The organism is Trichocoleus sp. Lan (assembly GCF_039961855.1).
Classification (GTDB): Bacteria; Cyanobacteriota; Cyanobacteriia; order Cyanobacteriales; family FACHB-T130; genus FACHB-T130.
Window position 1 is genome coordinate 337,998 of record NZ_JAMPKA010000002.1, and the last position, 14,495, is coordinate 352,492.

Below are 14,495 nucleotides of genomic sequence, written 5' to 3' on the forward strand. Positions count from 1 at the left end.
ATCTATATAGCTTGTTGTTGGGAGAGCAATTTCATGCGCGACGCAGTCACAAACCTGATTAAAAATTACGATGTTACGGGTCGTTACCTGGATCGCAATGCCGTAGATTCCCTGAAATCTTATTTTGAAACCGGCACAGCACGAGTCCAGGCGGCTGCTGTGATTAACTCGAATGCAGCTTCGATTGTGAAGCAGGCGGGGTCACGGTTGTTTGAAGAACTGCCGGAACTGATTCGACCAGGCGGAAATGCATATACGACTCGTCGCTATGCTGCTTGTCTGCGGGATATGGACTATTACCTGCGCTATGCCAGCTATGCGTTGGTTGCAGGTGATACAAATGTGCTGGATGAGCGGGTGCTGCAAGGTCTTCGGGAAACTTACAACTCTTTGGGAGTGCCGATTGGTCCGACCGTAATGGGCATCCAAATCATGAAGGACATTGTGAAAGAACAAGTGGCTGCGGCTGGAGTTGCAAATACAGCATTTGTAGATCAGCCCTTTGACCACATGACCCGCGATTTAAGCGAACAGGATGTCTAAGCAGTAAATGGCAACGAACAATTAGCCATTCGTCATTAGCTGGAGAGCGATCGCACTTTTTACCTTGTACTGGGGGTAGAGTGCGATCGCTTTTGTTTATGTTGCGCTGACGTTAATTTGAAGACACCAAAAGCCTATCTCGATGACAAACTCTCAACACTTAAAGGAACCAGATCGCCATGATTAGTAAATCCTAATAACATTGGCTCCTGCGGTCGGATAAACTTGCCTGTCAGTACACAGCGTTGTTCTTGCTGCGCTGTGGCGGGGACGCTAGAGAGGATATCAGACCTAGAGAATTGAGGTTTATAATCATCGGATTTCTGCTGCACGTAGTTCCAGAGGATATCTCGAATCAAAGCTTGATATCCCTGATGACCTGCGAGTTCTTTGAGTTCTTCCTTCAGTTCTCTCTCCAAGCGTATGCTGGTGACTTCCATTTCAGTGGTTGAGGTGCGAGGTAGGGTACGCATGATTTTTTCTCCTAAAATTTGTGGACAGATTAGTAATACAAGTGTAGTATATTGAAAGCCAGATTCAAGTTAAACCGTTCAAGAAGCCTTCCTGTGACACATATACCTGCTTTCTCCATCTCAGCCAGCGATTCCGACTCCTTAACGAGTTGGGAATCAGCCGGCGCGGGCGTGGAGTTTCTTTTTATGGGTGGATATGGTTGTCAGAGACGAGGTACGGAGATCGATCAAATTTTGGATCGCAATAATGGTGGGAGTCTGCGGTTTGCAGAACTCAAACTAAACAAACAAAGCGGGAGGTACAGGCTAAAAGTAGCCGTACCAACATAGGAAGAGAAGACTCAAAAAGTTTTTCCAACCCCCGCTTCTAATTACCAGAGGCGGGGGTTAATTGTATGAGGAGCCAAGTCGTGACGAGCGCAACTGACGTGTTAGGTAGGTCGGTAGTCGTATTTTCCCAGAACTACTTGCCCATAAGCCGGGTCAATATTAAGCGAGCGATCGCTCTGTTGATCGGTGGGAAAGCCGAACCTTTGCAGTTTAGCGATGCACCTGGCTGGCAAGTGCGATCGCCCAGCGTGGTGATCGAGGTGCCAGAACAAATTCGCCTCACCATCACGAGTGCAGAGCGAGTTTGGAAGGTTCCCCCAGTGAACCGTCGGGAATTGCTGCGGAGAGACCACCACACCTGCCAATACTGCGGTAACACGAAACAGTTGACGATCGATCACGTCCTACCCTTATCAAAGGGCGGAAAACACACCTGGGACAACGTAGTTATCGCCTGCGAAAAGTGCAACCAGCGCAAGGGCGATCGCACTCCGACTCAAGCAGGAATGCCCCTTCGCACCCAGCCTAAAGCCCCCATGCACCCTGCTGTTGCCTTTGCCGAACAGTTCTGGCGCGAACAGCACGATCACCTGGATTTGTAAGGAGACACCAAGCAATGCTGAAATTAACTTACACAGAAAACGGCTTTTACTTGGAGTGTCTGGCTCAATCTCTAGAAGAGTGGGTGACACGGCGGGTGATTTTAGCGCTGCGAGTGGGTACCCCCATCTCAGTCGAACCCAGCACCGCTTCCTTCTTACTTCCGGCTAGTTTGCCAGAAATCGGACGGTTGCTAGAGGAAGCGCAGCAGGAAGGTTCGGAAATTATTGGCTTGTGTGCTTGCGATGCCGAGTACGTTGAAGTCAGCCTGCACGGTAGCTGGGTGGACGGAGGCTCGAAAAATGGAGAGGGCGTTTTTGTGACTGCAATGAGCGATCGCGCTGAATTCTTCCTCTTCAAGCTTTGGCAAGATGCACAAGCTTGCACCTCCTCCTTGAGGTAATCAAATCACTTTTGGGGTGGGTCGAAAAACCCACCCTTTTTCTTAGTATTTGTGTGGACATTTGCCGGATAATACATCAAACTATTGGTATGTCATAGCGGGATACCACACTGAGATTGATTAAACATTAGTTATGTCAGCCAGCAGCAATACCAAAGAAAGCAGAATTGATTTGAGACTGAGCCAAGAGCAAAAAAAGACGCTTGAAAAGGCAGCTGCACTGATGGGACTCAGTGTAAGTTCTTATGTGCTTTGCCACTCACTTGATGCTGCCAGAAAGGACATTGCCTTTCATGAAACACTGGTTTTGTCAGATAGAGATCGGGATCTCTTTTTATCGATACTAGAGAATCCGCCTGAACCGAACGAAGCTTTAAAATCGGCGATGTGTGAATATCAGGAGTACGAAAAGTAATACTTTGTGGAATGGATTTTTCACCCTCTCGATAGCAGTGTAAGGAAGGATGCTTTCGACTGCGGAGTTCCAAAGTTAAACGATTACCTGAAGCAATACGCTGGACAAAACGATAGAAAAGGCATTGCCAAAACCTTTGTTGCTATTCCCAAAGAAGATGGTAATGAAGTTGTTGGCTATTACACCATCAGTATGTCTAGCATTACGTTTGACTCGCTTCCAGAGCAACTAAGAAAAAGATTACCCCGTTATCCTGTTCCCGCTATGTTAATCGGACAACTTGCCGTTGACACCTCAATGCAAGGGAGAGGATTGGGAAAAAGATTACTAATGGATGCTCTTAGTAAAGCAGTTCGCCTTGCAGATGAAGTAGGGATTTTTGCAGTTAGAGTTGATGCTCTGGATGATGAGTCAAAGCAATTTTATCTGAAATACGGTTTCGTTCCCTTAATTGATTATGAATTCTCGCTTTTCCTACCAATGGCAACAATATTAAAGAGTCGTAAATAGCAGGTAGTTTCGTCGCTGTGGTCAAGCAGATTTATTGTTAAATGGTGAACTAGGAGCTTCACCCACTTGATTCTTCCTCTTCAAGCTTTGGCAAGATGTACAAGCTTGTACCTTCTCCTTGAACTAACTGTAGGGGCGCACGGCTGTGCGCCCTTTCCTTGAGAAAAAGGGTTATGTCTTCTACTACCTGCATAGAACAGCGAACAGATAGTCTGGATCTATTCGGTTATCCAGGTTAGGATTCTTACTCAAAATAAATGCCCCTCCTTCAAACACGATTAAGGGAGGTTTATGTCCACGAGGATTATAAGCACCAATAGTGGAATAAGGGCTACCATACTTTCCGTATTCATTCCATACACTTGTTGAAGAATAGCGGCTACCATATTTTCCGTACTGGTTGCAAATTGACTCGGTGGCATACTGGTTGCTTGAAACCACACCAAGCTCCTGTTTATCGGCACCCAAGATATATGCGTTGCCATCTAGATCGCGAATTATATCTTCAATGCTGGCTTGAGCTACAAGCTGCTGTTGCAACGGAACAGTTGCTTGAGACTGTAAGGGTAAAAAAATTCCACTTATTAAGGTGGCAATTGTAGAGAAAACGGTTGTTTGAAGGGATTTCATGATTATTCTCCGTAAATAACCCATCAAACTAAGTATTCCCATTAGCAACTGAGTTCTATCGTTTGTAATTGTTAAATAGCAGCCTTGGCGATTAGAAATCGCGGCTATACAAACGAAGTCCGCCTGCGCGGACTTTTGAAACCTGCCTCCGCAGGTTTTGTGTGTGTAGGCGCGATTTCTATTCGCCAGCTTCACTAGAACACCTACCAAACGATGCAGTCAAACAGGAGCGATCGCTAGCCTTGAATAAATTTAAGCGCAGCACCGTTCATGCAGTAGCGTTTGCCAGTCGGGCGTGGCCCATCGTTAAATACATGCCCTAAATGCCCACCGCAACGATGGCAATGGACTTCAACTCTAGTCATAAAAAGCGTCTTGTCTGTGGAGGTGCCGATTCCCCCTTCAATGGGAGCATAAAAACTGGGCCAACCAGTATGGCTGTCGAATTTCGTTTCAGAGGTAAACAGCGGTAATTCACACGCCGCACACGCATAAATTCCTTTACTGTATTGCTTATCAAGCGGGCTAGTTCCAGCACGTTCGGTACCGTGTTTACGCAGGACGTTAAACTGTTCGGGCGTCAAAATTTCACGCCATTCTTCCTCGGTTTTGTTGATTTCAAAGTTATTATTTGAAGCTGCCATATCTCCCGATTTCCCAATTAGATTGCGTGATAACCATGCCGCGCCTACAATTACAGCGCCAGCTTTTAAAAGATAACGTTTTTTCATGCTGCATCATTCAGTTGTCGGTGTGAGGCGAGCCAGTTCAACCTTGAGAGAGTTTATTTGGCTCTATCTCTAGGATGCGCGATCGCGCTCATCCGAAGCGAGGCGTTAGCCTAGCGCCGACCTGTTGGTTCGCACTGCATTAAGTCTGATAGCCGGATTAAAATTCCCTAAGAAGCCTAAAGCAGGTAAAGAGGCATGGCTCAAATTTGCTTGAGATAGAACTCAAACCGTTCCCGGAATTGTTCAACTGTCAGATTTTGAGTCCAATATTCCACTAAAGCGTGACCAAATGCCCAGGCATTGCGTTCTGGTGAAGAGGGGTTTTCCAGTAGTAGAGGCCAAAGGGATAGCAAATCAAAGTTGATCGGGTTTTCGCCCGGATTCAAGAGCGAGAACAAATCATACGCCATCTGGAGTTTGCCAATCACAACCGGCAATTGTTCCACGGGAATTTGGTCTGCTAGCACGTATGCTAGATTTGGTCGTCCGGTTGTCAGTGTCGCAATGAACTGGAGAACGGGACTTTTGAGGAGTGCAGCCAGTCCCTGTGTCGTTGTCATCTGAAAGGTGTAGCGGTCGATGATTTTGGCAGCAGCGACAGTACGGGCATCCAAGTTACGCAAAAAACGGGCAAGGCGGAGTTGCTTAGTAGGCGCGATCGCATCCACCAGTGCTAATGAGAGTGCGTCCATTCCCCAGGCAGTTCGATCCGTTTTTGTGTCACCTGTAACTACAGGTAGAACCAGATTGCAGAAGTCGCCTAGAAGCTTTGCCCGATACTCGGTCGCTTCCCGAATCGCCTTTTCCTTGGGGCGATCGCCTGCTTGCCAGTTGTAGGGAGGTTCCCACTCCCGGATGGGGCGCAGACGATCCACCTGAGTGACGATGGCGATCGCGCTCAAGTCTGCCACTTCCGCCTTCATATCTTTGAGAAAGTCCACATCCATTTGCAGTGCCGGATCGAGGGCAGGAGTAACTAACAGCAGCAAATCTGCATTGGTGGCATAATCCAGCACCAGTTCCCGCAAATCCGCCCGGTTCACTTGTTCGTAACCCGGCGTATCCCAAAGCGTCAGAGTTTCCCCCAATTGGCTCTGCCAGCGGTAATTCTGAATCTTATCGGTGCTGGGCAATACGTCCACGGCGGCTCGATCTGCTTGAAACAGTGTATTAATCAAGCTGCTTTTTCCAGATCCGGTTCGTCCCACCAGCAGAATATTGACAGGTTTTTGCTCAACTGCTTCGATGGGTTCTGTTTGAGCCAATATTTCTCGGAGGGTTTGCGTCTTTGCCTTGGGTAGTGTCGGTGTGGAAACAGAAGATTCTGACTCTGGCAGTGTAGTCGTTCCTCCATAGAGAGCGATCGCTTGCCGAGATAAGTTCCGCAGAGCCGCTTCCCGAAGCATCTGGCTCAAATTCCCCAGCAATTCCTGATTTGCCTGGTTACTGGAACGCTGAGTAACTTGTTTTGCTACCGCCACCACCGGATTCAAGAACCACTGTGCCCAATTCCAGGCTTGCCAGAGTTTCCGAGCCGATGGTTCCAGCTTGCGGTAAACTCCGTATGCCTCGTATGCTTGCCCAATCGTGACCCGATCCAGGGCAGGAGATAACTTCTGTATCCACCCGTCCAGATCGTCCACCGTTCCCCGAATCAGTCCGTAAGCTTGGGTAACGTGAATGTTGAGCAGGGGATACTTTACTTCAGGATTGTAGACATGAGCGATCGCACTGACCAGATCCTGGCATCGCTGCCAAAAGGTTTGCCAGTCTTCCCAAATCGGGCGATCGCTCTGTGCTGCTTTCAGGATCTCTTGATAAGCGACTTCCGCTTGATTTACGGCATCATTTCCAGCTGGTAGCGCTACAGTATCGCCTGCCCCAGATTCTAGTTCGGCGCTAACCTCCGCCATGACAGATTCTATTTGCGCGATCGCCGGTCGAGTCCACTTCACCAGCAGCCAACGCCAGCCCACGAATACGACGGTAAACACGCCCCAGATCCAATTAATCCGCCACTCGTGAATCTGCAACCCTGCCGATACCAGCAAGAAACCGACGATCGTTGCGATCGGCGTTGCCAACACCACCCACTGCCACACCTTTAATTGCACCATTACCCCACCCCTCGATTAGACTGCTTGCAAAAATAGCAAATATGAAGGTTTAGAAAGTCGATTTTTTTGCAAAAACTACTTTTATAAGCAGTCTAGCGTCTTCAATCTGGGCAGGATGCTTGTTTCCCTTGATTAAGGAGAGATAATAACCGCCTGGTTTACTCTAGATTTGGCATAGTAGGCATATAGCAAAGTAGCTTTAGATTATGTCATCACTGAATCCCCCTCTTACCAAGGACGATTTCATCAATTCTCGCTGGCAGGACGTAGTTAATAGCAGCGAAAGAAAGGAATGTCTTGCCTACAATAGAGGCTTCTGGAAAAAGGCACAGGAGGCAAAAGAAGCGGGGAACGTCAGACAAGAGGCTGTCTTTGAGATCCTGGCTGCGGTAACTGGTGCTGTAATCAAACCAGAATCCAATGAGGAATTTTTTACTCAAGTTTTTCAGAATCTCACAAACGAACATCTAGACCTTCTGGCTGAGATTGCTTCTGATATATCAGATCCTGAACTTCAGGCACGAGTTGCAGATATCCTTTGGGCTAGACGACGTGACTATCGGATGGCTCAGATAGCAGTTACTGCCTATTTACAATCTGCTACAGAACTCGAAGATCCTGAAAAGTGGACTTGGTGTTTTGACAGAATCGAACGGGCACTTCGGTTATCACGCAAAATCAAGTATCAGGTTGAAGCAGTTGTTGCACACATAGAGGCAGTCCTCAATCGCTGCAACGGAGAAGATCCATTGTGGCTGTCAGCAAAATTGATGGAGCTTTTGCAAGAATATAGACTTGGTGAATCGATAATATATGCTGTTCTTGCTGAAAAAGCTGCAAAACTAGCAGAGTCAGTTCATGATTGGCGTAGAGCGCGAGCCTATTGGGAAATTAAGGCAAGATGGCATCTTATTGAGAAAGATGGCGAAAAGGAACGTGCAGCTTCGATGCTTGCTGCCGAAACCTATGTCCAAGAAGCTGAAGATGCTCTCAAGAGAAAGCCTCCAAGTTATCTAGCCGCATCAACGTATATGCAGGAAGCTGTTGAGGCATTCAGAAGCGTTAGAGGAACAAAGGAAGAAACTATAGCCGCTAAAGAAAGAGCTGAGGAGGTTCACAAACTTCTGCTCCAGTATCAGGAGGAATCCCATAAGGAGTTAGCTACTATTTATTCCGAGCGGGTTGATATTAGTAATGAGGTAGAGCAAGCTAGAGCGCAGGTTACAGGCAAAGAATTTCAGGATGCAATATTTTCCTTGGCTTTGTTAGTGGCTCCGACTCAAGTCTCTCGCCTTCGACAAGAGGTACAGAAGATGGCTCGTGATTATGTTGCATCTCACCTCTTCCCAGTAGTAATGATGAACGAAATGGGTAAAGTTGTAGCTCAACAACCTGGCTCAGTCTTATCCAGCGATCCCAATGAGGCAGAGGCAGCTACTCGTTTTGAGATGAATAGAAATGCAGTCTTCTATCAAACTTTCCACGCCCAAGCTTTTATTGATCCAGCCAGAGAACAGATCAATCTAGAACACTCTGTACGACTAAATGATTTACTTCCAATCGTGTCAAATAGCCCTTTCGTTCCAGTAGAACGAGAGTATCTTTTTGCAAAAGGACTTTACGCTGGACTAACCGGAGATTTCATCACGTCAACCCATATCCTCATTCCCCAAATCGAGAATTCTGTTCGTTATCTACTCTGGAGGAGAGGTATATTACCCTCTGGACTGGATAAGGGAATTCAAAAAGAACACTATTTGACTACTACCCTCTACCATCCTGAGATAACCTCTATTTTCGATGAAAACACACTATTTGATCTCAAAAACTTACTGGTCGAGCATTCCGGCAGCAATCTGAGAAACCGTATGGCTCATGGACTGATTAGTGACGATGAATTTTTTAGTCCACTCATGTCCTACCTATGGTGGCTCACACTACGGCTCTGTTGTTTGCCAATCTTAAACTATCAACAGAAAGTTGAACAATCCGAGCCGTGGGTCAAATTCGCTGGTATGTTCAAAGATGATCCGCTTCATGATGAATTTGTAGAAGATATGGCCGCCTATCGGCGCGAACTGGATGCTGAAGTTGCCGCTCACGAGGTCAATTCAGAGGAGAGTCAGTCTGCGTGAGCCGATATATTTTGGACACGGATCATGTCACTCTTTTTCAACACAGTAACTCTGAAATTGCCAAACGTGCCAAAGCTATTGGCGGTTCCAACATATTTGTTACAACCGTTACCCTCGAAGAACAATTGCGAGGAAGATTGGCTGGTATTAGCAGGGCGGCTACAAAGACTGAACAGTTATCGATTGCTTACGAGAACCTCCGAAGAACTCAGCTTTACTTCTGTAGCGTAAATTTACTGAATTTTGATGATGCGGCATACAACTACTACAAAAGTCTGCTTCAACAAAAGATTCGGATAGGTACGCAAGATTTAAGAATTGCTGCGATCGCTTTAGCTAACCAGGCAATCCTTGTTACACGCAATCAGCAAGACTTTAGCAAAGTTCCTGATTTATCCCTTGAAGATTGGACTGTTTAAGCGGCAGTGTTGGCGCACTCTAACAAATCGCTCACGTTTGACGGCTCGTGCCACAAAGTCAAGAGCGATCGCTTTTCGTGGATAAATCGAGCGATCGCTAAATCGTGTAAGTTGGTTTTAGCTGCACGTAGGTAGCAGCGCGATCGCAGGCGATCGCATCCTAAAGCGCTAAGCTGGTATCCTGCTTCCATTACCTGGATATTGCAACTTACCTTCAGCAAGTCGAAGCAGGTGAGACTCTTATTGTCATGCAAGCAGGAAAGCCAGTTGCTGAAATTAGACCGATTTTGCCAACCGTTAAGCAACTTCGACCTTTTGCTTGGTGTACTGGAGAGTTCACCGTACCAGATGATTTTGACACTCTATTACCAAAAGACATTCTGACTGCATTTGAGGGTACATGAAGCTACTGCTTGATACCCATGTGTTTCTTTGGTTCATCAGTGGCGAGCGTCGATTATCAAATGACCGCAAGGGCAGTATCTGCGATCCAGACAATGAAGTATATCTGAGTTTTGTCTCAGTGCGGGAAGCAATTATCAAGTATCAATTAGGCAGGCTACCACTGCCAGAGTCTCCCGGAAGTTATCTACCCGAATAGCGCGATCGCGTAGCGTGCCGTAACCATTCGCCATCTCATCGCTAGTCTTCATCTAGATAAAAATAGTGTTGCTCAACTTGCAAAACTAACCCAAAGTTTTTTTAAGATTTCAGGTAGCGATTGCTATTCTGCATCTATCGCGGGGAATAATAGTAATAAGTAGATGACGCTATGTTTTTCTTTAGGCAATGAGGAATTAGTTTTAGCAGCAGCGATGAAACTTCGAGAAGCTAGGTCACTAAGGCTTGTAGATAGGGAAATGACGATTGGACGATAGTGGTTAATAATTCAACCGTTGAGGGTGAGTGAAGATTTTACAGCTTCATTCTTTGCCTGCTGATTAAGCAGCTCGGTCACAGTTTCATCTGAAAGTTCAGGAGATTCCATAAGCGCGAAGCGTGGAAATTACTGAACTCTTGAACACCTTGTTAAGCAGTAATTATACGGAAGGTTTGGGGAGCAGCAAACTAGCTTCCTGAAACACTTTGCTCTTGAAAGCTAGATTTTACTTCAACTCTAACGCCCTGAATTGGAGCAGAACATGATTCAAACTACAGATACAGCTAAGTTTTCGACGACTGACCTAAATCGCTTTGCTGAAGAACTCAATCGAGATGGAATTTGTGTGATTCGGGGTCTGTTTGACAGAAGATTAATCGAAGAGTGGGGAGACGCTTTTAATGAATTATTCCAAAAGCGCCAAAATCAACCGGGTGGTCTGGCACCTCGCGAACAAGCCCGCTTCTATCTAACCTTCCCCTGGGTTGCTCCCTTTGCCAATGTAGATGTGTTTGCGAATCCAGTAATTTTGGGGATTCTCAATCGCGTATTCTACCAAGAATATAAGATGGTGCAATTGGGGGCTGATATTCCAGTACAGGGTTCGGATTACCAAGAAATTCACCGGGACTTTCGCCCACTTTTCTCAGATCAGATAGTAACGCCACTCTACGCGCTGGCGGTTAACTTTCCGCTGGTAGAAGTAACGGCGGACAATGGGCCGTTTCAAATGGCACGGGGGACTCATGTCTTACCTCGTGAGGAAGGGTTAGTGAAGGTCGCTGCTGGCGAAATTCCGATGGAATCCTTTTATATGCAGCCGGGTGATGTGATGATTCGCTCGCCCCTGGCGCTGCATCGAGGCTCACCGAACCGGACAAACACTCCCAGACCGATGGTTGTGATGGGCTATGTGATGCATTGGCTGCACACCGCAAAAGTAGACTTGACTGTGCAACGGGACTATTATGAAAGTCTGCCAGAGGAAATAAGGGAATTACTGCGGTGCCACGTGGTAGAGCAGTTGCCAGAGAACAAAGTTGAAACCTACGTGAATTTCAAGTATTAGGACGCTAATGTCTCAATTTGAGCCGACGCCTGAAGAATTCCCTAGCAAGCGCACCTATACCAATCCGGTGTACAACGGCTATTTTGCCGATCCGTTTGTTTGGGAACACGAGGGAGTATATTACGCAATCGGCACGGGTGCAGCAGAAGCAGAGGGAGAGGTGGACGAAATCGGCAAACAGCGCGTCTTTCCCCTCTTGCGCTCTGAGGACTTTGCAAACTGGGAGTTTGCGGGTAATGCACTGCTGCGCCCAGATGCTGCTCTGGGAGATAACTATTGGGCACCCGAAGTTGCTTATTGCGATCGCAAGTTCTATCTCTACTACTCAGTAGGACACGAAGACAAAAGGCATCAGTTACGGGTTGCAACAAGCGATCGCCCGTTGGGACCTTATCAAGACATCGGTGAACCCCTCATAGACCCTGAATCGTGTTCTTTCGCCATCGATCCTCATGCCTTTCGGGATGACGATGGGCAATGGTATCTGTTCTACGCCCGCGATTTCTTGGATACAGAAGGCGGAGTAAGGGCTGGAACGGCGCTGATGGTAGACCGATTGATAGGGATGACAAAACTGGCTGGAGAGGGGAAAGTTGTTTTACGCGCCCGCTCTGACTGGCAGCGGTTTCTGGCAAACCGTTTGATGTATGGCGATCGCTATGATTGGCATACCTTAGAAGGTCCTAGTGTCCGCAAACATGGCGATCGCTACTACTGCTTTTACAGCGGTGGGCGCTGGGAAACGGAAAACTACGGTGTCGATTATGGCGTTGCAGATAGCGTCATGGGTCCCTACTCCGATGTAGGGAATGAAGCAGGACCCCGCGTGTTGAAAACTGTTGTCGATCGGGTTCTCGGCCCCGGTCATAACTCGATCGTTGTCGGTCCCGATGGTAAAACTGATTACATCGCTTACCATGCTTGGGACACGAGCAGGTCAGCGCGGCGAATGTGCTTAGATAAATTGATTTGGACGGCGGATGGCCCGCGCTGCGATGGTCCCACCTGGACATCGCAGACTATCTAACAGCGAATAGCGATACGCGCTTACCGAAACCGAAGCAATTCCAGCGATTGCTGGCGGCAAGATGTCGAGTGCGATCGCTATTGAGGAGTGTCATGTATACGGGCAATTCTCTGGAAAGATTTTTAGCCTAGAATCCAGGTTACAGAAATTGGCGACCGTCCTTCTTTTCACCAAAATTAGCAAAGAACCTTAGCCACTATGCCACCTGATCGGGAACTTTGGGTAACTTGATAATAAAGCTTGTTCCCTTGCCTTCAGCGCTTTCAACTTCAATCGTCCCTTGATGGGCTTCAGTAATACTCTTTACCAAAAATAATCCTAGTCCCCATCCCGTTTGCTCCTCAGCAGAGATAGTTCGACGAAATTGTTGAAATAGGATTGATTGAGCGTCTAGACTAATCGGATCGCCTTCATTATGGATAGTAAGGCTGATCTGCGTTTCAGTTTGCTGAAGCGTGAGTGTAATCGGCGTGCCAGACGCCCCATATTTCACAGCGTTAACTGCTAAGTTTTCAATCACCCGCCGTATTTCTTTACGGCTGCAATAACTCCTGATATCAGAATCACAAACCACAACAAACCGATCTCCATAAGCGAAGCTCAAATCCTCTACTACCTCTTGAACTAGCACCTCTAAATCGCATTCTTCAAATTCAATCTTTAAACTCTGCCCTGTCCGCAGCCGACTTGCATCAAGCAGATTTTGAATCATCGAATCCAGCCGATTGATTGCATTGAGCATCCTCGCGGCTATATCCACGTGGCTATCTCCTCGTTCCACCCGACGCAGAGTCAGTTGAGTTCCCATTTTTACAACATTAAGGGGGCCTCTGAGGTCGTGAGTTAGCGTCACCATAAATAGCTCTTGAATATCTCGCAGCGTCTCGGAAAATTGAGTGGCAGCGTCATTAACGGCTTGCTCAATGGAGTCGATAATGATGTCTCGTTCCCTCACGTCTAAAGGTGCTTCTTCCTCTAAAACTTGAAAGATGACTTGACGAAGGATGTGGTACTCGAAAATGAGTTGAGTCATGGAGTAGTCGGCATAACCGGCCCGCTCATGCCCATGCTTCTTGCCAATCCGAGTGCTTTCTACCTTGTCGGCTGCGATTCGGGCAGGTGTCCTGTCAATTCTGTTTGAGAGTTCATCTACCAGTTGGTTTAAGTACAGAGGTAGCGAATTTCGTAAAACAAGAGACTCATGATGCATTGATGCTTTGACTTCATCACGCGCCCGCTCCTCCCACAGATGCATAATTCTTTCAGCATTTTGCTTAAGACGGTCAGACGCTTGATTAGACATCGTTCTTGATTCTCTGCATGCGTGCAGGTAAGGGAAAGTTTCCAAGATGTGGGTTTGATTGAGTTTGAGCAGGTTCGGGCAGCAAGCAACAGAAGTTGCAATGCCTCTGTATACCCCGTCAAGTAGCAGACAAGGTTAAATTACCAAAGATGGTAAGTAGTTTGGACAAGCAGCAGAAAGATATAATTGTAGCGAACTGCAAACCCAAACGCTTCAAACCGCTTTCCAATACAAAACTGAAACTACATGAAATTGCAAATAAAAGGTTAATCTAAACCCCAATAGCTGCAAATCAAATCACATTATCTGTAAACCGACTGCAAACATAATTTTGAAGCCACATTATCTGCCAATAGCTTTAGGGTAAGCGAAAAAACTGCTCAAGGATTATTTTTAACTACTACAGTCCGATTTCTACCACTTCATTCGGGCATATATGTCTGGTCAATAAGTCCTTTTTATTCGGATACTTTTGGTAATGTATTCTAAAAACTAGCGTTGGTCAATCAAACTGCTACTTGATGAAGAGGAACTTGATACACAAAAGAAACCAGTAATGCAATTTTCTGATCGCTTTAGTGTGTATCTCTCTCAGGGGAAAATTATGCCAGTTTCGCTTCCTGACGATGAGATTTAACCCCTCACTGCACTAAACGGCTGGATGAAAGCGCTTTACCAATTGGGTTGACAATTTTTAATGCGTCTGGGTCGTCATCGGTATACGAGCGATTGCCCTAGCCCAAAAACAGATTCCTGAGTTCTGGCTGTCATCCCTATAGCTAAGCCTAAACGTATCGAACGTCAGTACGGGTTAAGCAGCAGGGGGTAAAGCCCAGTCAATCTGGAGAGAAGGCTTCTTGGGCTGATGGCAATAAGCAATCAATCCACAGACGATATTGACCAAAAAATT

At 46.7% G+C, this 14,495-nt stretch carries 17 protein-coding genes and 1 pseudogene; 11 read left to right on the plus strand and 7 right to left on the minus strand.

Going from position 1 to position 14,495, the window contains the following annotated elements; all coding sequences use genetic code 11:
- Window positions 1-33 precede the first annotated feature (33 nt).
- Complete coding sequence (apcB, locus tag NDA03_RS03005; RefSeq protein WP_190434291.1) at window positions 34-543, plus strand: allophycocyanin subunit beta; 510 nt, start codon at window positions 34-36, stop codon at window positions 541-543.
- Between the two features lie 134 nt (window positions 544-677).
- Here apcB and NDA03_RS03010 read toward each other — a convergent pair whose 3' ends face one another.
- The gene (locus tag NDA03_RS03010; RefSeq protein WP_190412375.1) at window positions 678-1,016 is read right to left on the minus strand and encodes a hypothetical protein; all 339 of its coding nucleotides are present in this window, start codon (window positions 1,014-1,016) and stop codon (window positions 678-680) included.
- A gap of 410 nt (window positions 1,017-1,426) precedes the next feature.
- Here NDA03_RS03010 and NDA03_RS03015 point away from each other — a divergent pair, with 410 nt between their 5' ends.
- The 4 genes from NDA03_RS03015 (at window position 1,427) to NDA03_RS03030 (ending at window position 3,274) form a co-directional block, all read left to right on the plus strand.
- Window positions 1,427-1,948, plus strand: a complete 522-nt coding sequence (locus NDA03_RS03015) for an HNH endonuclease (RefSeq protein WP_348237243.1) — start codon at window positions 1,427-1,429, stop codon at window positions 1,946-1,948.
- A gap of 14 nt (window positions 1,949-1,962) precedes the next feature.
- On the plus strand, window positions 1,963-2,349 hold the full coding sequence (locus NDA03_RS03020; protein ID WP_190430710.1) for an alr0857 family protein: 387 nt from the start codon (window positions 1,963-1,965) through the stop codon (window positions 2,347-2,349).
- 133 nt (window positions 2,350-2,482) lie between these two features.
- Window positions 2,483-2,764 carry a DUF1778 domain-containing protein gene (locus NDA03_RS03025; protein WP_190430711.1) on the plus strand — a complete coding sequence of 94 codons (282 nt, stop codon included), beginning with the start codon at window positions 2,483-2,485 and terminating at the stop codon, window positions 2,762-2,764.
- Window positions 2,765-2,770: 6 nt separating this feature from the next.
- Window positions 2,771-3,274 (plus strand): GNAT family N-acetyltransferase, encoded by a 504-nt coding sequence (locus NDA03_RS03030; RefSeq protein ID WP_190430712.1) that lies wholly within the window; start codon window positions 2,771-2,773, stop codon window positions 3,272-3,274.
- A gap of 183 nt (window positions 3,275-3,457) precedes the next feature.
- Here NDA03_RS03030 and NDA03_RS03035 read toward each other — a convergent pair whose 3' ends face one another.
- The 3 genes from NDA03_RS03035 to NDA03_RS03045 form a co-directional block, all read right to left on the minus strand.
- On the minus strand, window positions 3,458-3,904 hold the full coding sequence (locus NDA03_RS03035; protein WP_348237244.1) for a hypothetical protein: 447 nt from the start codon (window positions 3,902-3,904) through the stop codon (window positions 3,458-3,460).
- Window positions 3,905-4,140: 236 nt separating this feature from the next.
- Window positions 4,141-4,635, minus strand: a complete 495-nt coding sequence (gene msrB, locus NDA03_RS03040; RefSeq protein ID WP_348237246.1) for a peptide-methionine (R)-S-oxide reductase MsrB — start codon at window positions 4,633-4,635, stop codon at window positions 4,141-4,143.
- A 200-nt stretch (window positions 4,636-4,835) separates the two neighbouring features.
- Window positions 4,836-6,752 carry a GTPase family protein gene (locus tag NDA03_RS03045; RefSeq protein WP_348237247.1) on the minus strand — a complete coding sequence of 639 codons (1,917 nt, stop codon included), beginning with the start codon at window positions 6,750-6,752 and terminating at the stop codon, window positions 4,836-4,838.
- Between the two features lie 206 nt (window positions 6,753-6,958).
- Between NDA03_RS03045 and NDA03_RS03050 the strand changes: the two genes are divergently transcribed.
- The gene (locus NDA03_RS03050; protein ID WP_348237248.1) at window positions 6,959-8,887 is read left to right on the plus strand and encodes a DUF4209 domain-containing protein; all 1,929 of its coding nucleotides are present in this window, start codon (window positions 6,959-6,961) and stop codon (window positions 8,885-8,887) included.
- Window positions 8,884-9,306 carry a type II toxin-antitoxin system VapC family toxin gene (locus NDA03_RS03055; protein ID WP_348237249.1) on the plus strand — a complete coding sequence of 141 codons (423 nt, stop codon included), beginning with the start codon at window positions 8,884-8,886 and terminating at the stop codon, window positions 9,304-9,306. The genes NDA03_RS03050 and NDA03_RS03055 overlap by 4 nt, the downstream gene beginning before the upstream one ends.
- On the opposite strand, the gene NDA03_RS03060 is transcribed toward NDA03_RS03055, so the two are convergent.
- Window positions 9,303-9,497, minus strand: a complete 195-nt coding sequence (locus NDA03_RS03060; RefSeq protein ID WP_348237250.1) for a hypothetical protein — start codon at window positions 9,495-9,497, stop codon at window positions 9,303-9,305. The two genes, NDA03_RS03055 and NDA03_RS03060, sit on opposite strands and share 4 nt — an antisense overlap.
- A 57-nt stretch (window positions 9,498-9,554) precedes the next feature.
- Between NDA03_RS03060 and NDA03_RS03065 the strand changes: the two genes are divergently transcribed.
- From NDA03_RS03065 to NDA03_RS03080, 4 genes are all read left to right on the plus strand, one after another.
- Window positions 9,555-9,710: a hypothetical protein gene (locus NDA03_RS03065; RefSeq protein ID WP_348237251.1), complete on the plus strand. Its 156-nt coding sequence runs from the start codon at window positions 9,555-9,557 to the stop codon at window positions 9,708-9,710.
- Complete coding sequence (locus NDA03_RS03070; RefSeq protein ID WP_348237252.1) at window positions 9,707-9,907, plus strand: PIN domain nuclease; 201 nt, start codon at window positions 9,707-9,709, stop codon at window positions 9,905-9,907. The genes NDA03_RS03065 and NDA03_RS03070 overlap by 4 nt, the downstream gene beginning before the upstream one ends.
- A gap of 541 nt (window positions 9,908-10,448) precedes the next feature.
- Window positions 10,449-11,255, plus strand: a complete 807-nt coding sequence (locus NDA03_RS03075; RefSeq protein ID WP_190434278.1) for a phytanoyl-CoA dioxygenase family protein — start codon at window positions 10,449-10,451, stop codon at window positions 11,253-11,255.
- 7 nt (window positions 11,256-11,262) lie between these two features.
- Entirely contained in the window at window positions 11,263-12,282 is a 1,020-nt protein-coding gene (locus tag NDA03_RS03080) for a glycoside hydrolase family 43 protein (protein WP_348237253.1), read from the plus strand.
- A 196-nt stretch (window positions 12,283-12,478) separates the two neighbouring features.
- On the opposite strand, the gene NDA03_RS03085 is transcribed toward NDA03_RS03080, so the two are convergent.
- Together NDA03_RS03085 and NDA03_RS03090 are read right to left on the minus strand one after the other, a co-directional pair.
- Window positions 12,479-13,585, minus strand: a complete 1,107-nt coding sequence (locus NDA03_RS03085; RefSeq protein ID WP_348237254.1) for a HAMP domain-containing sensor histidine kinase — start codon at window positions 13,583-13,585, stop codon at window positions 12,479-12,481.
- Window positions 13,586-14,396: 811 nt separating this feature from the next.
- Window positions 14,397-14,495, minus strand: a pseudogene (locus NDA03_RS03090) (IS982 family transposase); the annotation flags it as partial.